At 46.3% G+C, this 18,987-nt stretch carries 23 protein-coding genes; 22 read left to right on the forward strand and 1 reads right to left on the reverse strand.

Features of this window, described 5'->3' with window-relative positions; translation table 11 throughout:
* Positions 1-256 precede the first annotated feature (256 nt).
* From QMA39_RS00820 to QMA39_RS00870, 11 genes are all read left to right on the forward strand, one after another.
* Positions 257-1,777: an AbgT family transporter gene (locus QMA39_RS00820; protein WP_281658362.1), complete on the forward strand. Its 1,521-nt coding sequence runs from the start codon at positions 257-259 to the stop codon at positions 1,775-1,777.
* A 127-nt stretch (positions 1,778-1,904) separates the two neighbouring features.
* Positions 1,905-2,093: a hypothetical protein gene (locus tag QMA39_RS00825; RefSeq protein ID WP_281657724.1), complete on the forward strand. Its 189-nt coding sequence runs from the start codon at positions 1,905-1,907 to the stop codon at positions 2,091-2,093.
* A 180-nt stretch (positions 2,094-2,273) separates the two neighbouring features.
* A complete protein-coding gene (locus QMA39_RS00830; RefSeq protein ID WP_281657725.1) occupies positions 2,274-3,479 on the forward strand; it encodes an iron-containing alcohol dehydrogenase in 1,206 nt (401 codons plus the stop codon).
* An 81-nt stretch (positions 3,480-3,560) separates the two neighbouring features.
* The gene (locus tag QMA39_RS00835; RefSeq protein ID WP_281657726.1) at positions 3,561-4,514 is read left to right on the forward strand and encodes an ABC transporter permease subunit; all 954 of its coding nucleotides are present in this window, start codon (positions 3,561-3,563) and stop codon (positions 4,512-4,514) included.
* On the forward strand, positions 4,507-5,511 hold the full coding sequence (locus QMA39_RS00840; protein WP_281657727.1) for an ABC transporter permease subunit: 1,005 nt from the start codon (positions 4,507-4,509) through the stop codon (positions 5,509-5,511). The genes QMA39_RS00835 and QMA39_RS00840 overlap by 8 nt, the downstream gene beginning before the upstream one ends.
* Before the next feature lie 309 nt (positions 5,512-5,820).
* A complete protein-coding gene (locus tag QMA39_RS00845; RefSeq protein ID WP_281657728.1) occupies positions 5,821-6,012 on the forward strand; it encodes a hypothetical protein in 192 nt (63 codons plus the stop codon).
* A 256-nt stretch (positions 6,013-6,268) separates the two neighbouring features.
* The gene (locus tag QMA39_RS00850) at positions 6,269-6,559 is read left to right on the forward strand and encodes a hypothetical protein (RefSeq protein ID WP_281657729.1); all 291 of its coding nucleotides are present in this window, start codon (positions 6,269-6,271) and stop codon (positions 6,557-6,559) included.
* Between the two features lie 18 nt (positions 6,560-6,577).
* Positions 6,578-6,838 (forward strand): hypothetical protein, encoded by a 261-nt coding sequence (locus tag QMA39_RS00855; protein WP_281657730.1) that lies wholly within the window; start codon positions 6,578-6,580, stop codon positions 6,836-6,838.
* Between the two features lie 183 nt (positions 6,839-7,021).
* Entirely contained in the window at positions 7,022-7,165 is a 144-nt protein-coding gene (locus QMA39_RS00860) for a hypothetical protein (protein ID WP_169516179.1), read from the forward strand.
* 137 nt (positions 7,166-7,302) lie between these two features.
* Complete coding sequence (locus QMA39_RS00865) at positions 7,303-8,061, forward strand: DUF975 family protein (protein WP_281657731.1); 759 nt, start codon at positions 7,303-7,305, stop codon at positions 8,059-8,061.
* A 531-nt stretch (positions 8,062-8,592) separates the two neighbouring features.
* Positions 8,593-9,738, forward strand: a complete 1,146-nt coding sequence (locus tag QMA39_RS00870; protein WP_281657732.1) for an MFS transporter — start codon at positions 8,593-8,595, stop codon at positions 9,736-9,738.
* A 384-nt stretch (positions 9,739-10,122) separates the two neighbouring features.
* Here the strand turns inward: QMA39_RS00870 and QMA39_RS00875 are convergent, their stop codons facing one another.
* Positions 10,123-11,007, reverse strand: coding sequence for an NAD(P)-dependent oxidoreductase (locus tag QMA39_RS00875; RefSeq protein WP_281657733.1), 885 nt, complete (start codon positions 11,005-11,007; stop codon positions 10,123-10,125).
* Between the two features lie 108 nt (positions 11,008-11,115).
* Here QMA39_RS00875 and QMA39_RS00880 point away from each other — a divergent pair, with 108 nt between their 5' ends.
* The 11 genes from QMA39_RS00880 (at position 11,116) to QMA39_RS00930 (ending at position 18,532) form a co-directional block, all read left to right on the forward strand.
* Positions 11,116-11,307 (forward strand): hypothetical protein, encoded by a 192-nt coding sequence (locus QMA39_RS00880; RefSeq protein WP_206932008.1) that lies wholly within the window; start codon positions 11,116-11,118, stop codon positions 11,305-11,307.
* A gap of 38 nt (positions 11,308-11,345) precedes the next feature.
* Complete coding sequence (locus QMA39_RS00885) at positions 11,346-11,882, forward strand: SRPBCC domain-containing protein (protein WP_051254570.1); 537 nt, start codon at positions 11,346-11,348, stop codon at positions 11,880-11,882.
* Positions 11,883-12,272: 390 nt separating this feature from the next.
* Positions 12,273-12,512 carry a PAS domain S-box protein gene (locus QMA39_RS00890; RefSeq protein ID WP_281657734.1) on the forward strand — a complete coding sequence of 80 codons (240 nt, stop codon included), beginning with the start codon at positions 12,273-12,275 and terminating at the stop codon, positions 12,510-12,512.
* The gene (locus QMA39_RS00895; RefSeq protein WP_281657735.1) at positions 12,487-13,041 is read left to right on the forward strand and encodes an STAS domain-containing protein; all 555 of its coding nucleotides are present in this window, start codon (positions 12,487-12,489) and stop codon (positions 13,039-13,041) included. The genes QMA39_RS00890 and QMA39_RS00895 overlap by 26 nt, the downstream gene beginning before the upstream one ends.
* Positions 13,042-13,116: 75 nt before the next feature.
* Positions 13,117-13,515, forward strand: coding sequence for a hypothetical protein (locus QMA39_RS00900; protein ID WP_281657736.1), 399 nt, complete (start codon positions 13,117-13,119; stop codon positions 13,513-13,515).
* Between the two features lie 107 nt (positions 13,516-13,622).
* Complete coding sequence (locus tag QMA39_RS00905; protein ID WP_281657737.1) at positions 13,623-14,729, forward strand: NADH:flavin oxidoreductase; 1,107 nt, start codon at positions 13,623-13,625, stop codon at positions 14,727-14,729.
* 136 nt (positions 14,730-14,865) lie between these two features.
* Positions 14,866-15,348 carry a ribonuclease E activity regulator RraA gene (gene rraA, locus QMA39_RS00910; protein ID WP_281657738.1) on the forward strand — a complete coding sequence of 161 codons (483 nt, stop codon included), beginning with the start codon at positions 14,866-14,868 and terminating at the stop codon, positions 15,346-15,348.
* 68 nt (positions 15,349-15,416) lie between these two features.
* Entirely contained in the window at positions 15,417-15,605 is a 189-nt protein-coding gene (locus QMA39_RS00915; RefSeq protein ID WP_027953742.1) for a hypothetical protein, read from the forward strand.
* 262 nt (positions 15,606-15,867) lie between these two features.
* Positions 15,868-16,869, forward strand: a complete 1,002-nt coding sequence (locus QMA39_RS00920) for an aldo/keto reductase (RefSeq protein ID WP_281657739.1) — start codon at positions 15,868-15,870, stop codon at positions 16,867-16,869.
* 139 nt (positions 16,870-17,008) lie between these two features.
* Positions 17,009-18,052: a zinc-binding dehydrogenase gene (locus tag QMA39_RS00925; RefSeq protein WP_281657740.1), complete on the forward strand. Its 1,044-nt coding sequence runs from the start codon at positions 17,009-17,011 to the stop codon at positions 18,050-18,052.
* A 72-nt stretch (positions 18,053-18,124) separates the two neighbouring features.
* Positions 18,125-18,532, forward strand: coding sequence for a hypothetical protein (locus QMA39_RS00930; RefSeq protein WP_281657741.1), 408 nt, complete (start codon positions 18,125-18,127; stop codon positions 18,530-18,532).
* Positions 18,533-18,987 lie beyond the last annotated feature (455 nt).

Raw genomic sequence — 18,987 nt, forward strand, 5'->3', positions numbered from 1 at the left:
AAAAGCAAGCGTAGAGGTTTTAGGGGCGGGCTTTATTCGTTTGAGAATGCATACAGGGGATTCATGCTGAACGTTGTACGTCTGGTCAACTCCATTTATTTTATATTTTCAGAATAGGGCTAATATTTACTATTGTTGGAAGCGTCTTCATTTTTAAATACATTACTTATATACTGAAAACGGCAGGAATAAATAAAAACGGCAGAAATATTTCTCGGACGTTTTTTATTTTGCAACAAGAGAGGAGAAATTTATGTTGGAAAACAAACGTAAAGGATTGTTTCAAAAAGGATTGGATGTCATTGAACGCGTGGGGAATAAACTCCCGCATCCAATCACATTGTTTGCTGTCCTGGCTCTGTTGGTTGTTCTTATATCGGCTGTAGTCTCGAGCTTCGGAGTCAGTGTGGAGCATCCTGGTGAAGAAGGGGAAATGGTTGAAGTCAAAAACCTGCTCAGTGCCGATGGCATCGAGTACATTTTTTCCAGTATGACAGACAACTTTATCGGATTCGCGCCGCTTGGGGTTGTCCTTGTGACGATGATCGGAATCGGGCTCGCAGAACGGACAGGGCTGATCAGCGCGTGCCTTCGCGGTTTCGTATTATCTGTTCCTCGAGCGTTGATTACATATGGTCTCGTATTCGCTGGTGTCATGTCCAGTGTAGCCTCTGATGCCGGTTATGTAGTGCTTCCGCCGTTGGGAGCCGTGATTTTTGCCGCTCTCGGACGCCACCCGCTTGCAGGTCTGGCTGCGGCTTTTGCCGGTGTTTCCGCCGGATTCAGTGCCAACTTGTTTTTATCAGCGACCGATCCCCTGCTGGGAGAGCTGACGATTGATGCGGCAGCGATTATTGACCCTGCCTATGCAGATGGCATGAACATTGCGATGAACTATTACTTTATCATTGTATCGGTCTTTCTCCTCACCTTCGTTGGTGGGCTTGTAACTGAAAAAGTTGTTGAGCCGCGTCTTGGTGAATACAAGGGACAGTTCCGCGAAGAGTTAAAAGGGCTTGAGGCCGTAGAAAAGAAAGGGTTGAAATGGGCAGGTATTTCGATAGCTATTGCTGTTGTATTAACGGCATTGTTGATTCTTCCTCCGGGCGCACCGCTGAGAGGGGAAGATGGTGCGATTATCCAGTCGCCATTCATGAGTTCCCTTGTACCAATCATTACAATTCTGTTCTTTATTCCAGGGTTGTTTTACGGCATTGCCACGAAGGAAATTAAAAATGACAAGGATGTGGCCGAACAGCTTTCAGATACGATGGCATCGATGGGGATGTTCATTGTGCTCGCTTTCACGGCTGGTCAGTTTGTCGCTTACTTTTCAGAAACCAATATGGGGCTTGTGATTGGGGTTTATGGTGCTGAACTGCTCGAATCCACCAATCTTTCGGGCATCCCATTGATTCTAGGATTCATCCTCGTTGCGGCTGTCATCAATCTGTTCATCGGCAGCGCATCCGCAAAGTGGGCGATGATGGCCCCGGTGTTCGTACCGATCATGATGCAGCTCGGCTATTCTCCAGAGCTGACACAAATGGCGTACCGGGTAGCCGATTCAACGACGAACATTATTACACCACTGATGACCTACTTTGCGATCATTATCGCCTTCGCTCAGAAGTACGATAAGAAAATGGGAATCGGAACACTGATTTCCGTTATGTTCCCATACACTGTTTTCTTCCTGATTTCCTGGACGATCATGCTGATCATCTGGATGATGACAGGAGTGGATTTAGGGCCGGGATCACCGATTCATTATTAACAAATCCAAAGGACGTCCGCCATTACGGCGGGCGTCCTTTTGTATTCTTCACGTAAAAATAATTGTGTTACAATACAGATAATTACAAATATGGGGGGTGTCATACCTGAAGGAAGGTCGAAAGGATATGAGCGAAAAGGAAAAACTGGAGGAAATTGAACGATTGTATGCGGTAGAAGAACGCCGGAGTGTCATCCTGAAAAAGCAGACAGGCCGGGGGCTTTATGAGCCTGTGGAAACGACGGAAGAGGGGGCACTTCTTATCGATTTAGACCATCCCCGACAGCGTGAAATATGGAATATCGATAACGAATAACTCCGTATTAAGAAAGCGAAATAACCGCAGGCAGCAGAATGACATCCTTCATCCACGAGTTTGCTACCTACATAACACCTCTTTAAAACTTCAAAGCTGTACACTAGAGATCTTTCCCACCAGGCTGCGGTCGTCCATTCCAAGTCTTTGTGATTAAAAATATCTAAAGGTGGGGTTGTCGTGAAGCACTATGCCGTCTTTCAAATGCCTGAAATCATCCACTATGGGCGTGGAGCCTTTCAAACGATTGGAAAAGAAGCGTCTCTCAGGGGAAGGAGAGCGTTGATGATCAGCGATCCTGTCATGGACAAGCTGGGATATGTCAACGAAGGCCGGAAGTACTTAACTGAATCTAATATGGAGAGCGTTGTTTATTCAGGAGTTGAATCTGAACCGACAGACGTTTATGTAACCGAAGCTCTCGAATTGTTCCGAACAAAGCAGTGTGATGTTGTGATCTCTCTGGGAGGCGGAAGCTGTATAGATACAGCTAAAGCCGTTGCTGTCCTTGCATCGAATGAAGGGGATATCGGTGATTACCGGGGCGGAAAGAAACCAGTGGATGTAAAGCCGGCTCCTCATCTGGCGGTACCGACAACAGCGGGGACCGGTTCGGAAGCAACGGATGTAACCGTCATTACGAACACCACGGATGATGTGAAAATGATGATCAAACAGCCGGCCTTTTTGCCGGATGTGGCGATTGTTGATCCGGCGCTCACTCTATCTTCACCGAAGCATGTCACAGCAGCTACAGGAATTGATGCCTTAAGCCATGCGATTGAAGCTTATGTATCGAAAAAATCTCATCCAATGGCCGATTCTATGGCTCTTTCCGCTGTGAATTTGATTGTCCAGCATTTGAAAACGGCTTATCATGATGGGGATAACATCGATGCGAGAGAAGCGATGTCCTTGGCTGCGATGCAGGCGGGGATTGCGTTTTCCAATGCCTCTGTCTGCCTGGTTCACGGCATGTCGAGACCGATTGGTGCGCTATTTCATGTTCCCCATGGGTACTCAAATGCGATGCTGCTGCCCGCTGTGCTGGAATTCAGCAGGAATGAGGGGGTGGATCGACTGGCCGACATAGGGAGGATTTTTTCTTCAGGCGGTCTATCTTCCAATGAACAAGCGGCAGATCACGCGGTGTCTTCCGTTAAAGAGTTGTGCCGGGAGCTGCACATCCCCAATTTAAAAGAATGGGGTATTGATAAACAGGATTTTGAAAGCGTTATCAATAAAATGTCTGCGGATGCATGGGACAGTGGAAGTCCAGCCAGCAATCCTAGAGTACCGACGCTTTATGAAATGGAAGAGCTGTACCGCATCTGCTTTGACTATGATTTTTCACAACTGTCACCCGCAGGACGGAACAGGGGATAGCAGGAATAGGAGAAGCTCCCTCACAGGATGTGGGGGAGCTTCTTATGAACACCACTACCTGATCAGAGAAGAGGAACTGTAATGGCATGGTCATTTTTCAGAAAGTCGTTTTTCGAGTTCACTTTGACTTCCATAGGTATACTGCTTATTGGTTCAATGCCGTATTTATTTTTTAACATCCGATCCCAGATGGATGTGCTACTCATGATTGAACGGAACGAGTTGGATAATACACTTTTTCTACATGATACGATTGTCTTGAACTTTCAGGAATACGTCGGACACATATGGAGTACGGCCCAGCTTCTGCTGGACGGTGGTTCGGCTGTATATTACCATCAAGGCCGCTACTTTCCACTTTTTCCAGAGCTGTTCGACTTGTTCATAAAGTCGATGTTTTATCTAGTATCAGGACTTGCTCTCGGTCTGGTGGCTGCCGTTGGATTTGCGGTTGTGATTATGGTTCAATCCAGTAAACGACGGTCGTTTCCGAAAATGGTTGTGTTCGTCCTGGAATCTCTCCCGGATATCTTCATCATCCTTGTTTTACAATGGTTGATCGTGTGGGTCTATAAGAAGACAAATATTCTGCTGTTTGATATCACCAGTACCTTTGATGGTGATCCTGTCCTGCTGCCGATTCTCGTGTTGTCGATTCTTCCCGGTATTTATATAACCAAATATCTGTTGGTGACTTTTGAGTTGGAGGAGGAACAGCCCTATGTAACGCTGGCCAGAAGTAAAGGGTTGAGCAGGTGGAGGATCCTGATCATACATATGTTTCGAAATGCCTGGCTGACGTTGTTCAATCATTTTAAAAATATATTCACTTTCGCTTTAGCCAATCTTCTGATGCTTGAAATTATCTTTGATATCGATGGATTCATGACATTTTTATACGAGCACAGTGTGCTGAATCCGGAAATTCTGACCTTCAGCTTATTTCTGGTATTTATCCCTTTCTTCTTGGTATTCATTGTCATCCAATGGGGCCTGGAGTCCAGATTTTTGAAGGGGGGAGGCAGCCATGACTAATGCCCGCCGGTGGATGGTGGTGATCGGTTCTGTTTATCTTCTTATCTTATTGGCAGCCAGTTTCAGTTACACGCTTTTGATTGAACAGGGACAGGCCGATCCGAAAAAATTGTGGCTGGACGAAAATGGAGATTTGAAAGCTGTTGCGCCATTTCCTCCATCGTTTTCCTATCCGCTGGGCAGTGATGCGGATGGGAAGAGCTATTTTATTAAAATCATCGAAGGAGCGAAGTATACGATCGGTCTTTCTGCCATCATTGCGATGGGCAGGGTTTGTTTCTCAGTAGCAGGAGGATATCTTCTGTTTCGCCTGCCACCTTCCATCAAACAATGGTTTAAAGGACTATCCAATGCCCTTCATTATGCTCCGGCAACCATCTTTACGTATGTGCTCATTACACCGGTCGTCCTAACCTTCAGCTGGAGTTATGACCTGACAACGAAGATTGTCTTTCCGTGCTTGGTGATTATCGTAGTGGGGGTACCGGTGCTTTCTCTTTATGTGCAGAAGGAAATCGACCTCGCCTACCGTCATGAGTATATTGAAAGCGCCAGAATCATGGGTGCGGGGAAATTCCGTATTTTCAGGAAGCATCTATCTCCGTACTTAAAACCGAAGCTTGCCGTTATGTTTGTTCAGCAGATCGGGCAGTCGCTGATTATTTTTGCCCATCTCGGACTTTTAAGTATTTTTATAGGAGGATCGGACACAAGAGTGATGGAGTATGATGTGAAAACGGGGGAAGCTGTGACAAGATCTTTTTCCATGTCAAACGAATGGGGAGGGATGATCAGCGAGAACTTTCAATACTTCCGTCCGTTTCCATGGATGGTCCTTGCTCCTGTGACTGCTTTTGCCCTGACCATTCTTGCTGTCAATATGATCGCCTATGGATTGAAAGGGGAGCGGCCGGCGGAAAGGGTGAAGGAGCAGGGAATTCATGAGGAACAGGAGAACGCTTCCTTGGATAAGGAGAAGTTCCGGATGGTGAAGTGAAACCACCCCTGTTCTTTAGCGGCTGGCTTGCTCCCCGCCCTTTTGCCAGTCCGATTCCGAATAGCAGGCCGGACTATAACGTTCGCTTTGTGTAATAGTGGCGGTTAGGCTGAATATATTCAGCGCTCATCTATAAGCCTACTGTTCTCCTGAATCCTTCCTATTTTGCGCCCTGACAGCCGCTGATATCAACGTACTTACGTGAAAATCTGCGGTCTGATCAGGATAGGTTTGGACGTCCTGGTTTGTGAAAGATAGATAGAGAAGGGAAAGGGTCATCCCGCAGTTTTGAAAAAGGAGGGTGAAGGTATGAGGCGCCGGACAGAAGTGCGAACGAAGAAGGAAAAGAATAGAGACATCGGCGGCTTTGTTTTTATGATTTTATTGATAGCGGCTCTTCCGCATCTGTATGAAACCTTCAGTATTGCTGTGAATCTCGTTCTTGTATTGTTTGTTTATGGACTGTTGATGCTTCTGATTACTCTTTTTTCAAGGAATTGATCTGTCGTTTGAAAGTCTTAACTGTGTACCCCTTCCATAAAGAGAGGGAGAAACATTGAAACAGCTTCCATCATATGGAATGATAGAAGGGTGCTTTTGTAGAGTGGGAAGGAGATGCCATGAATAAATTCTTTATTTGCTGTCCCTTCCAAAAAGTGGCAAATGGAAGCTTGAAGCCTCGATTGATGATCGGCCGCATGAATTTTTCTTCGTCCACGTTTATAAGAGGGATGAATAAGGAGAAGGAGTTTTTTTATTGAGACGTACATACAGTTTATGGTCGGCAGGGTTGAGTGTATCCGCAGTTCTGCTGATTGTTTTGTCCTATGGGGCCGCTCCGGCTGATCCTGAGGGCTTTGGAAAAATCATGATACAAACCTGCTTTTTCGGAGCGCTGGCTTCAGCAGTGGCAAGTCTCGCGCTGAGCTTTCTGGCTTGGAAGAACAAAGAGAGAGGTTTCTTAAAATGGACGGCTCCACTTATCCTTTTGGGGACCCTGCTGGTGTTTCTCGCTCTATTCGTTTTCATGGTTATCAGTTTTTTGTAGTCGGAAGGAGCAGGGAAAATGGAAAAAGAAAAGTTATACAGGAGGACAGCTGCGTCCAGTCTGGTCATCAGTCTGCTCATGTGGGTGCCGAATCTCGTTTTTCAGACAGCCAGCCCTTTATGGCTGCTGACTTTTATTATCGCTCCCATCGGGGCTGCCTTTGCTTTACTTGCAAAAAATTACTGGCTCATAGCAGCGAATATAATCATGTTCTTCAGTTTTTTCATTCTGATGGCGGGTGGCTACTGGATTCAGTCTCTTATAGATGGACAGCCTTGAGCAAGGGGATAAGATATCATCGGTCTAATTCTTGAAAGGGAGCGTTTTCGGTCGGATTACCGGTCACAGTGTACATCCGCTCTTGTAGAGAAGTAACAGCAGAAATAAGACATTGAATAACGCAGGATATAGAAATATTTATCTTTTGTGAAGGTTACATAACAACTGCGGGGAGGTGAAAGGATGTTGATGCAGGTGTTTTTTATGTTTGCTGCATTATCCATCCCAGTTTCAATTTTGTTTGACAAAGAGGCGGTGGGAGTACTGGCGTCCTTGTTTTTTATGCTGGTGGCTGCCTTTTTCAGTAAACCGAGGTTCAGCAAGTAGTTCATATGTACAAAGGTGAAGCAGATAGTTCTTGAAGCACAAGGAAAAGATGGATGACTTAAACACCCTTATGTTCGTAAGGGTGTTTCTTTTTTGATAAAATAATGTAGTTTGAATTAGGAAAGGAGGTGGAAGGTTTGCTTGAATCTTCCATTAAAAATGGTTTTCGAGTTCTTGAAGGGAACTGGCTTAGAATAATCGGAGTCGTGTTTCTCTGTTACATCATTAAATTGATTGCCGGCACTCTGCCCGTCCAGGGAACGATCATCATCAATTTCGACCCATTGGCAGTGCTGAACTCTGAGACGTTGTTATCTTTAGTCTTAGCTTCTGTACTGAACAGCTTTCTCTTTTTTATTATGGTTGATTACATAACAAATACCGCCTATACGATGCGGCGTCGTTTTGCTAAGGCATGTGCTTTTCCTTTTCAAAACTGGCAGCTGCTGTATAAAGGGGCCATTGTCTTTTTCTTATCCAATGTGCTTCTAACTATCATTGGGATGATGGCGATTTATGCAGCGCTCGGCGGCTTGGTTTCCATAGCGGGTGGAAGTCTCACGGTACTGGCTTTGTATGGAGTGCTGCTTCTTATATTTGCCGGCGTCGTCTGGCTGTTTTTAAGTATTTCTCAGGCTGTCTATATTCTGTACCATGATCCGGATATAGGAGTGATGGCAGGTTTGAAGCAGAGCTTTTCAATGATGAAAGGCTCCAGATGGCCGCTGCTCGGGCTGTTTCTACTCATGATGGTCGCAACAATGCTTGGAGCGTTGCTTATCGGACTTGGTGCTTTCGTGAGTATCGCTATTTTCGAAGTCGTGCGCCTGTCTTTTTACAAAGAACTTCTGCAGAAAAGGCGCAGGGAAGAGTGGCACGCAAAAGTGAATGGATGATCAATGTTCTGCCTGCTCCAATTGAGCAGGCTCAGGCTGTAAAAAAGGTCCGTGTTATCTAATTAGAGTTGCCCGCGTGTCGTGTTGAGAAGTACGTTCCGATTATCGGTGGCTGCTAGCCGCGGGCACGAACCGCAGGCGTCACCACCGAAAAATCCTCGTGCCGACGCCTGCGGGGAAACAGATTTACCATATTTGAGCATAGCTTCGCAGACTCAAAAGAACACTACAGGCTGCGTAACTTCCGCTTGCGTGGGGAAGAACATATTCGTGACTAAAGGTTGAGGACAACTCCTTTGGAGACACTAAAAAAACGCGCTTTTTTCTATGAGAAAATCCTGCTCTAATTGAGCAGGATTTTTTTGGAAGTGAATTGAAATCAGATTTGCCGGACTGTTATATTTATATATCTATTTGCTTGGGGTAAATGGGGATATATTCTACAAGGCCTTCTTTGATTAATCGTTTGATTTCAATAGAACCCGGGTAATGCTATTCCAGAAAACTAAAAGGAATGCAAAGGATGGTTCTATGACTAAACGAGTGGAAATACCGACAATATCAATGATTGGTTTATTGGCTTTATCCATTATTTTCGGTTGGTTCAGGTACGGATACGGATTGTTGTTCACTGAATTCAGTGCCACATTTGATCTTTCGGCGTCCCTGCTCGGAGTGATTTCCAGTATGACGTTTATTACGTTTATGGCGGGCGCGCTTATGGTGATTCTTCTTGTATCTAAATTCGGAGCCCGGCCGATGATTTTGGGAGGTATCTTTGCTGCTTCAACGGGTCTTTTAATCGCAGCGCTTACGGACAGCTGGCTCATTTTTGCCGCCGCCTGTCTGTTGGCAGGCTTCAGTCCCGGGTTGACCTGGTCGTCTTTTTCAAAAAGTGTGACCCAGCACGTAGAGGAAAGGGTGCAGGAGCGGACGCTTGCCATCATCAGTACAGGTTCTTCTGTTGGCTTGATCTTTATATCTCTTTTATATTTACTTCTGAACGGGGACTGGCGGATCATCTGGGGCGGGGGTGCCGTGTTCGGTTATTTTATTCTTATATGGGCCTGGCGTTCTGTTCCCGAAAAAAATGCAGAAACTATCGGGTCCCCGATTAAGATGGCGGATCTGCGTCCTCTTTTTACAAAAGAAGCCAATCCCTTTTATATCGCTTCGTTTCTATTTGGCGTAACAGAAGCAACGTACTGGACGTATGCGGCAGATTTCGTCCAGGAAAACTTCTCGATCACAAATGCCAATGCCGTCTTCTTTTTGATTACAGGAATGGCTGGTCTTGCCGGTTTGTGTGCGGGTGACATAATCAGCAGACTGGGCATGCGGATGAGCTTTATCGTGACCATCCTTATTTATTCGTTGAGTATTGCCGTTCTGTATTTGTTTCAGGGCTGGATTCTGGTATGCATTTCAGGTGCTCTGTTCGGGGCTTCCTTTATGCTGTATGCAGCCTACCTGCCGATATGGAGTGCGAAAGTTTTCCCGAATATCCCTGCTCAAGGCTTCAGTATCTGTATTGTCATTTTGAATGTCGGAGCGGTTATCGGTCCGGCGGTCTTCGGCTGGATTCTGGCTTATTCACCGTATGAGCTCATTTTCCTGCTGCTTGGAATCGTTGGATGCCTGAAAGTTTTTGCTCTACCTGTCACTGAAAAAGCGTAAGAAAAGCCCGTCCTGCAGACGGGCTTTTTTTTCGTGAAACAACGTGCATGGCCATCCTGCATGAACAGTCTCTTTCGTGATACAATACAGATAGTACCAATTATTGGATGTTTTTGAGGTGAAAAAGAGCCTTGAGTGGCTGAGGCGGTAGATATCATACATATAAAAAGGGAACGTTTAACAATGAAGATTCGTATGGGAAGAGAACGGGGTCTCCTGCTATTAACTAAGGAGGTGGAAGGATCGTGGATTGGATCGATATCATAGGGTTGTCTGTATTAACCGTTTTGTTTTTATCCATCTATAATTATTTGTTCGAATCCAGAAAGTAAATGTGAAAGGTACATAAAAAAGGCTCCAGACCATCGGCATGGAGCCTTCCCGTTATGCTTCTGCTTTTATAAGCTCATAGTATTTGTATAACGCCTGTGTTCCGTTATTTTCACCACCGGCCTCTGCCAGCTGATCATACAGCTGCTTTGCGAGCTTCAGACCCGGAATGGGAATGTCCAGTTTTTCTGCGGACTCGATGGCAATCTGCATATCCTTAATGAAGTGTTTGACGTAAAAGCCGGGGTCGAAGTTACCGTCGATCATCCGCGGACCGAGGTTGGAAAGGGACCAGCTGCCGGCAGCACCGAATTCGATGCTTTTCAGAACGGTTTTCGGGTTGAGGCCGGCTTTCTCTGCGTAAAGGATTGCTTCTGTCACACCCATCATGCCTGAAGCGATGGCAATTTGATTGGACATTTTCGTATGCTGTCCGGCACCGGCTTCTCCTTGAAGGACGATGTTTTCCCCCATGGCTTCGAAGACAGGCTTGATTGATTCAAATGCATCCGCCTCTCCGCCGACCATGATGGTCAGCTTTCCGTTACGCGCACCGACATCACCTCCGGACACAGGAGCGTCAAAGGCGTGAATATCCTTTTCCTTGGCTTTGTTAGCGATCGTCTTCGCTAAGTCAGGAGAGGAAGTTGTCATATCGATGACAGTGGAAGCTGGTCCGGCATTATGTAAAAGGCCGTTTTCGCCGAAATATACTTCTTCCACATCCTTGGGATAGCCGACAATCGTAATGATGATGTCGGATGCTGCTGCTAGGGAAGGGATGTCCTCACACCAGCGGGCACCGTCCTCAATAAGTTCGACCGCTTTTTCTTTTGTCCGGGTAAAAAGAGAAAGGGGATACCCGGCCTGCATCAAATTGCGGGCCATGCTTTTTCCCATGACTCCTGTACCGATAAATCCTATCATTGGTTTGTTCATGCGTAACCATCCTTTCCAACAGATTTATATGTAGTATAACAATTCTGAAAACGAAGAGATAGGTAAAGGCTTGGAATGTTTGCTTATAAGAAAGAAGGGAGAGAAACAATGAAGAAAATATTTTTTATCAGTTCAGCGGCCATTATTATTTTGGCAGCGACGGCTTTTCTATTGATATACCAAAGTCATGCAGAAGTGATGGAGAAGACGAATGACTGCTATGACATGGGCGGCCTGCCCAAAATGGAAAAGTCCGGATTCATGGAGAAACATTTTGAATGTAAAGTGGAAACAGAATAAACGTCAAGCAGGAATTCCAGCAGGAGAACGGGAAGATAATGAGTGTAGACCATTATGAATGGAGGCTGACCATGAACTCTACTGTCAAAGGGAATAAGCTTGTCTTGGAACGTGTCTTTCAGGCGCCTGTGGAACTTGTTTTTCAAGCCTATTCGGAACCGGATCGTTTGGAAAAATGGTGGGGTCCGGAAGGCTGGGAGACGAAAGTGAAGACGTTCGAGTTTATGCCGAACGGAGTCTGGCATTATGGAATGACGTGTGTGGATGAAGACATGGGAGAGTTTTATGGGATGCAGTCATGGGGGCTTGGAATCTTCCAGTCTATTGAACCGATGAAAAGGATACAGTATAAGGATATGTTTTCAGACGCGGAAGGCATGGTGAATGAACAGCTTCCGATGATTGACATTGATCTTCGGTTTATTCCGGAAGGGAAAGAAACAAGGCTGGTCATTGAAAGCGAGTTTGAATCTGAAGCCGAACTCCAGAAGCTTTTGGAGATGCAGGTCATTGAAGGGATGACATCCCAGTTCACCTGCCTGGATGAGTATTTGTCTAAAGTGAAGATGCATTAATGAAAAGAGCTTGGAGGAAAACATGACGTTTTCCTCCAAGCTTTTCCTTGTTTCTCCATTAAAATTCCTGATAAACGACTGGTTACTGACCCTGCATCACTCCGGATGATCTGAATCCTGTCACAGGAAGGCGCAGTCCGTCATTCAGTACAATTTCCGGGATGGATAATTCCATATATCGTCACTGTTTGAATAAAGTATGGTTCTTTCTCTATCTGCCACTTCCATTTTATAGTAAACTGAATTTGTCAGAAAATATAAGATTTTGTTTGAAAGACGCTAGTCTGAAGACATGTTAGAATATATGAAAAGCAGCATCATAGAGACCTCCCATTTTCATCTGGTTGGATCGACAGACAGGACCCTGTCTGACTGCAAGGAGGACGAAACATGGTTGAAAGCATCGTTGATGTGGATTACAAAGAAGTGATGGAGTATTCGCTCGACCCTTTGATCATTCACACAGATTACAAGATTATCTACATAAATAAGGCAGCTGAAAAGCTGTTTCAAACGACGAAAGAGGAAGTAACGGGAAGCAGTCCGCTGGATATATTCCAGGAAACGTCCAAAGGGGCCATTCAGAACCGGATTCTTTCGGCTTATGAGAAAATTAGCGGATGTGATTGAGGAGACGGTGTACCGGATGGACGGAACGCCTGTGCCTGTCGAATTATACTGCCACCCTGTCAAAATGGGAGATCGCAGAGCCATTCAATCCTATATCCGTGATATTACCGAAAAAAAGGCTATCGAGGAAAAGCATCAGGCCGTCGTGAAGGAGATCAACGAATTATCCGCCACCATCGTACCGATAATGAATGAGACAGCTGTGCTTCCCCTGACAGGGAAAATCGATCAGGAAAAAGCCGGGCAGATTCTGGCCGTCATTCCTGAGAAGGTGCAGAAGCAGAAACTGAATCATTTAATCATTGATTTTTCCGGAATTTATACGTTCGATCGTGTTGTCATCGATTCATTGTTTAAAATCAACCGCGTGCTTTCGCTTCTCGGTGTCAAAACGATTGTTACAGGACTGCGCCCCGGAATGGCCATAGAAGCCGCTCACATGCACATGGACTTATCGGAAATTCCGGCCATGGCGGATGTGAAAGAAGCCCTTTCCTATCTTGGTGTCCATTCGACACAGTCATCATGAATGCGATTGAAAAGCAAAGGACCTTGGTACCATCAGGGTCCTTTTTTCATTGTAAGTATGAAAGGAGGACATACAGTGGAAAAACAAAAACGAACGAACCAACCACCTAAAGGAGTCGTGCGTGGCGTGCTTCTGTTAGGCACCGCTCTCCTCTTATCCATGATTCGTGGAGTAACAGGCCTGGATTCAGCTGGACTTGGAGAGGTTTACATACCTTTGCTGATCGGGGGATTCCTGCTGTTTCTATTATTCAGCCTGTTTCTGCTTTGGAAGATCTACCGCGGGAGGGAGTGGGCCAGAATCACTCATCTCGGATTGTTTACCTTCAGTTTAATCAGCAGTATGGGGGAGACCGTTACGTGGTTCGATTCCGCCCCTTTTTTCTTTTGGTTATATGTTATGGAGACGCTCCTTGTCATCGGGGGCTTTGTGCTGTTATTTCAGCGGAAGTCGTCCCAATGGTTTATGAAGTAGTAAGGTGAGTCCATCGTCTCATGTTTACCGGTCTCAAAACGTATCGCTTTTGTTTGTCCTTTTCCTCTGCAATAATTACTAGCAGAGAAAAAGGAGGAGGAAAGATAATGACAAACAATGTTCCAACATCTGTACAACCATTATTTGAAAAATTCAATAGTGATCAGCTTGAACTTGCAAACCGGACCGTAATGGCGCCGATGACACGCGGTTTTTCCCCGGGCGGTGTACCGAATGAGGAAGTCGCCGCCTATTACCGCCGCCGTGCGGAAAACCATGTCGGTTTGATTGTCACAGAAGGTACAGGGATCGGTCACCCGGCTTCTGTATCAGGAGAAAACATTCCTCTTTTCTACGGCGAAGAAGCGCTGCAAGGATGGGAAAATGTCGTGAAGGAAGTGCACGAGGCCGGTGGTAAAATCGCGCCGCAGCTCTGGCATGTGGGCATGACCCGGAATGAAGGCGACCTCCCAAATCCGGAAGCCGCTGCAGTCGGTCCGTCCGGTCTGAACCTGGATGGTGAGAAAATCAACGAACCGCTCACAACTGAAGAAGTGGAAGATCTTGTAGAAGCCTATGCGGCCGCTGCCGGCCACGCGAAACGTATCGGCTTCGATGCGATTGAAATCCACGGCGCCCACGGCTATTTGATTGACCAGTTTTTCTGGGAGCAGACCAATAAACGTTCAGACCGCTTCGGTGGAGATCTTGTGGGGCGTACACAGTTCGCGGTGGAAATCGTGGAAGCCTGCCGCCGTGAAGTTGGTCCGGATTTCCCGATCATTTTCCGTTTCTCCCAATGGAAGATGAATGATTTTCAAGCGAAACTTGTTGAAACATCGGAGGAGCTGGAGCAGTTCCTGAACCCTCTCGTTGAAGCCGGCGTGGATATTTTCCACTGCTCCACCCGCCGTTTCTGGGAGCCGGAATTTGAAGGCTCTGACTTGAACCTTGCTGGATGGACGAAGAAAATCACAGGCAAACCGGTCATTTCCGTCGGTTCTGTCGGACTTGATGGTGTGTTCACATCCTTCACCAGCACAGAAACATCAAGCCTTGATGGATTGATGGAGAAACTGAAGAACGATGAATTCGATCTTGTAGCGATCGGTCGTTCCCTGCTTCATGACCCGGCATGGGTGAAGAAGGTGGAAGAAGGTCGTTCCGATGAACTGAAGCCGTTCGATAAAGAAGCTCTTGGTAAACTCTATTAATATAGTAGAAAAGCAGGCATGGAATTTCCGTGCCTGTTTTTTTTGGTTGTCTAGGGTAGAGAAGGATAATAGAGGTGAAGGGGCGAATGGTTTGTATAGGAGTTTTCTAAAATTCTCTTTTGAAGGAGGGAAATCAATGGAAGTGAAGACAGCAGATTTATGTGATGACTATCCGGACAAGCTTCGTATAGCCTCCCCTGGATTAAAAAGCTTTGGTGGAGTAAAAAGCTTTCACGGTCCTATATCAACCGTCCAGGTGAAGGATGACAATGTGCTCGTGAGAAAGGCGCTTGAAACCATCCCTCCAGGAAATGTATTGGTCGTCGACGGCATGGGCTCGCAGAACTGCGCCCTTATGGGAGGGAATCTAGCCGCTATCACTGAGAAGAGGAACCTTGCTGGTGTCATTATCCACGGGTACATAAGGGATTCGCTTGAAGTGGCGGACACAGACGTCGGCGTTCTTGCTCTCGGGACTTTTCCGTTGAAAAGCAAAAAGGAAGGGAAGGGAGAGGAGAGTATTCCTTTAACTTTTGGAAACGTTGTCTGGCATCCGGGGGATTATGCGTACGTGGATGAAGACGGAGTCGTTCTTGCAGAAGAAAAGCTCCATGATTGATTCATAGGATTGTCCATGTATAAAAAGCTATCATTCTGTCTATCCTTCTAGTAGAAAGGGTGATGGTGATGCAGTATATGGAGAAAACGAATCAAGTGATGCTCGAACTGATATCCGGGGAACGCCTGTCATTCGGAAATTTTTCCTATGAAGAAGGTGGATTTACAGACGGAAGAAATACAATTCCTGAATGGGAAGTGCGCCAGTTTGTCCTCAACTATTTCCTGACACTGGAAAACTTGAAAATTAACGCTTAAAGCTGCTGATGAGACTAAACGTTTACAGTTGTAGAGGTACTCCGTGTTCTTCCCGTCCAAGGTAGTCTGAGTCCGTATCCGCAGCCTGCATTCTCGTATGAGCGGAATGTGACCATAAATACAACACGCGGGCAGCTATACGTTTAAAAAAGCTTGAAAACTTCTGATAAGATCAGAAGTTTTTTTGTTTTATAAGAGTTTCCATGTTTGGAAGAGAGACAGATGGGTTAATGGTTCCCATAAAAAGGAAGGGGGCTCACTTATGAAAAAAGTGAAGCTTGGCCGCAGTGAAGTGGAAGCTACCCGCATTGCTCTTGGAACATGGGCCATCGGCGGCACAGGATGGGGCGGGACGAACGAGGACGAATCCATCCAGACGATCCAGGCCGCTTTGAGTAAGGGTATCACGACGATAGATACGGCACCTGCTTATGGGAAAGGGTTGGCCGAGGAGCTTGTAGGAAAAGCCATCGCCTGTTCACACGTTCCGAGAGATGAACTGGTCCTTGCTGCGAAAGGCGGGGTGGATTGGACGAGGGAAAGCAGCTGGCGGGACAGCCGGCCGGATCAACTGGAGAAGGAACTTGAAAACAGCATGAAGAGGCTGCAGACGGATTATCTTGATATTTATCAGGTCCACTGGCCGGACCCGGATTTTCCTATCAAAGAAACGGCAGAAAAGATGCGGTCGTTTTATGAATCCGGCCATATCAGAGCGATTGGTGTGTGCAATTTTAGTCCGGAGCAGATGGACGAGTGGCAGAATTACGCTCCCATCCATACCGCCCAGATGCATTTGAATCTGCTGCAGCGCTATCTCATTGACTGGTTCGAATACAGTCACAATCATGAAATCGCCACCCTTTCCTGGGGATCGCTTGCTCATGGTATGCTGACAGGGAAGTTTGATAAAAATGCTTCTTTTCCGCAAAGTGACCTAAGGAGTCATATTGAGCTCTTTCAAGGGGGACGTTTTCCACAGTTGATTGAAGCTGTAGAATCCTTAGAGGAATTCGCATCTAAACGCGGCCACAGCCTCATTTCATTAGCAGTCCGGTGGCTGCTGGATCATAAGCCTGGTACCGATGTAGCCTTGTGGGGGGCGCGGAAACCGTCCCATCTGGAAAGAGTGGAAGAGGTGGATGACTTTCAGCTTTCCCGGGAGGAATTGTTGATGATAGATGAAATGTTGTACAGCCACACGCATGATCTGCGAAATGGATCACTGAAAGAGTACGGTCCGCCTGTACGGTCTGAAATATAGGCGGTAATGGATAGAGCAGGAATTTTTATAGTTCTTCCTGCTCTTATTTATGTATACCGAACGGTTTAACTGGATAATTTTTTTCAGATTGCTTATCCTGTACATAGAGAAGAAAAGAGTTGAAGGAGGTCATTCATAAATGAAAGCCATGCAGGTCACAGGTTATGGTGGTATCGAAATGCTTGAAGAAAAAGAGGTGCCTGTTCCAGAACCGAAATCTGGTGAAGTTCTTATTAAGGTGGAAGCGTGTGCCATTAACAACACGGAAATCTGGATGAGGGAAGGGGCATACGGACAGGGCAGCCAATCCGGCTGGCGCCCGGAAGGTGTTCAGTTTCCGAGGACTCCAGGATCGGACATTACGGGTACGGTTGTAAAAACGGGTGATCGGGTGGAACCTTCCCTTGAGGGAGAGAATGTCGTGTTATTCCCGTTCACATCGAGCGGAGAAGAAGGACTGGAGCACATCTCAGAGGATATGTCCTTTATAGGCTCAGAATATGACGGGGGATATGCCGAGTATGTCGTCTGGCCGGCTGAACTTTGTATGCCGATGCCGTTGGAGGATTTCACGGAGAGTGCGGTCTTCTCCGTCAGTGGATTAACTGCATGGCATATGGTTGAACAGATTCAAATTAAGCCTGGTGAAAAAGTGATGGTGACGGGAGCCAATGGCGGCGTTGGATCTTTGAATGTCCAGATTTCTTCTCAGGTATTTGGAGCAGAGGTGATCGCTGTTGTGGGAAATCTTGATAAAGCAGAGCAGTTGAAAGAACTGGGTGCTTCTCATGTCGTTTCCTATAAATCTGATAACCTCGATAAAGATATTCTTGAAGCCGCCGGCGGTCCGATTGATGCTGTGCTTGATGTGGTCGGAGATGCTTTATTCTCGACTTCCCTTCAAGTGTTGAAAAAAGGCGGACGCTTCTGCACATCCGGTTCTGCAGGCGGTCAAAAGACAGAGCTCGATTTCCGTACGCTTTATTTGAAACACATTACGATGTATGGCTCTGTGCTCGGAACAAGAGAGGAATTCAAGAAGATGCTGAAAGCTATATCAGAAGGTAAATTAAAACCCGTCATTGAACGCACCTTTCCGCTTACGGGGGCGAGGGAAGCCCAGCAATTCTTTAAAGAAGCTGGAAAGCTCGGAAAAATTGTCCTGCTTCCGGAAGGAGAATAAGAAGAAAGACCGGACCCATCTGCGGTCCGGTTTTTTTGTTTGTCATAAAGGAGGCTGTCCTTCTATGATAAGATGAAACTAAAACAAAAGGAGGGGGCAAAGCAGCATGAAACAGGTGGTCGTCCTGCTTTTCTTTTTTTCGGATTATCGTCAGGGTGCAGTCAAGGGGAGAGGGTAGAAAAGGATGAGGAAATAACTTTTGCCACCGACGCGCAGGCGGAAGCCTATTTTCTTGACGAACATGCAGAGAGTGATGTGGAAGTTATGCTGACAACGAGCGGGGAGAAAGTATGGATTGTACGTGCGGGGAATCACACCTACAGCATCTTCGGATTGAAGGAAAGGAAGGAAGAGTATGCGATCGTGAGGGTTTCCGCTCAATTATCCCTTCATAATACCAATCGGAGGAGGAATGGAAGTCTCCTCTCCACATGGAACGGACTACACGGTTTTGTTCGTGAAGAAAGGAAGAAGGAATGACCTGGCAGGACCAGTCACAGTTACGTATCTTCCTATTTTCAATGGGGAGGCAGAAGCCGCTGTACATAACGGACACATCCTGGATACGGAGGACTCTCATTCTGGTGAGAGCGCTGTGAAATCCTCGGAGACGATCCAATAAAGAGCATCTGGAAAGGAAGAGGGGCTTCCGGTCAGAGGCTCTTTTTTCAATGGAATAGAAAGGCGGTTCACCTACTCCATCTGCCGATAAATAGTAGAGAATTGTCGAAGGATGTGATCAGATGATAGGTAGAAGGATGCAAAGTTGCTTTAAGGACATGTTCAGGAGTTTGAGAAGCAGACAGAAAGGCAATAGATTCCCAGACCGTGAGTGTGAAAGTTCAGCAAACAGAAAGGAAAGGAGGCATCAGGAACGGTTTCTGTTGTTTACTCTATACATCATGACGGACCCCTGTCGAAGTGAGTCGGCACAT

Origin of the sequence: Halobacillus sp. Cin3 (assembly GCF_947311855.1) — a bacterium.
Lineage (GTDB): Bacteria > Bacillota > Bacilli > Bacillales > Halobacillaceae > Halobacillus > Halobacillus kuroshimensis.

Bases quoted from the DNA above. Each gene is read 5' to 3' on its own strand.
- QMA39_RS00825 (WP_281657724.1), top strand. From the start codon at position 1,905: ATGAGCGAAAAGGAAAAACTGGAGGAAATTGAACGATTGTATGCGGTA.
- QMA39_RS00835 (WP_281657726.1), top strand. From the start codon at position 3,561: ATGGCATGGTCATTTTTCAGAAAGTCGTTTTTCGAGTTCACTTTGACT.
- QMA39_RS00840 (WP_281657727.1), top strand. From the start codon at position 4,507: ATGACTAATGCCCGCCGGTGGATGGTGGTGATCGGTTCTGTTTATCTT.
- QMA39_RS00845 (WP_281657728.1), top strand. From the start codon at position 5,821: ATGAGGCGCCGGACAGAAGTGCGAACGAAGAAGGAAAAGAATAGAGAC.
- QMA39_RS00855 (WP_281657730.1), top strand. From the start codon at position 6,578: ATGGAAAAAGAAAAGTTATACAGGAGGACAGCTGCGTCCAGTCTGGTC.
- QMA39_RS00860 (WP_169516179.1), top strand. From the start codon at position 7,022: ATGTTGATGCAGGTGTTTTTTATGTTTGCTGCATTATCCATCCCAGTT.
- QMA39_RS00870 (WP_281657732.1), top strand. From the start codon at position 8,593: ATGACTAAACGAGTGGAAATACCGACAATATCAATGATTGGTTTATTG.
- QMA39_RS00875 (WP_281657733.1), bottom strand. From the start codon at position 11,007: ATGAACAAACCAATGATAGGATTTATCGGTACAGGAGTCATGGGAAAA.
- QMA39_RS00880 (WP_206932008.1), top strand. From the start codon at position 11,116: ATGAAGAAAATATTTTTTATCAGTTCAGCGGCCATTATTATTTTGGCA.
- QMA39_RS00885 (WP_051254570.1), top strand. From the start codon at position 11,346: ATGAGTGTAGACCATTATGAATGGAGGCTGACCATGAACTCTACTGTC.
- QMA39_RS00890 (WP_281657734.1), top strand. From the start codon at position 12,273: ATGGTTGAAAGCATCGTTGATGTGGATTACAAAGAAGTGATGGAGTAT.
- QMA39_RS00895 (WP_281657735.1), top strand. From the start codon at position 12,487: ATGAGAAAATTAGCGGATGTGATTGAGGAGACGGTGTACCGGATGGAC.
- QMA39_RS00905 (WP_281657737.1), top strand. From the start codon at position 13,623: ATGACAAACAATGTTCCAACATCTGTACAACCATTATTTGAAAAATTC.
- rraA (WP_281657738.1), top strand. From the start codon at position 14,866: ATGGAAGTGAAGACAGCAGATTTATGTGATGACTATCCGGACAAGCTT.
- QMA39_RS00915 (WP_027953742.1), top strand. From the start codon at position 15,417: ATGCAGTATATGGAGAAAACGAATCAAGTGATGCTCGAACTGATATCC.
- QMA39_RS00920 (WP_281657739.1), top strand. From the start codon at position 15,868: ATGAAAAAAGTGAAGCTTGGCCGCAGTGAAGTGGAAGCTACCCGCATT.
- QMA39_RS00925 (WP_281657740.1), top strand. From the start codon at position 17,009: ATGAAAGCCATGCAGGTCACAGGTTATGGTGGTATCGAAATGCTTGAA.
- QMA39_RS00930 (WP_281657741.1), top strand. From the start codon at position 18,125: ATGAAACTAAAACAAAAGGAGGGGGCAAAGCAGCATGAAACAGGTGGT.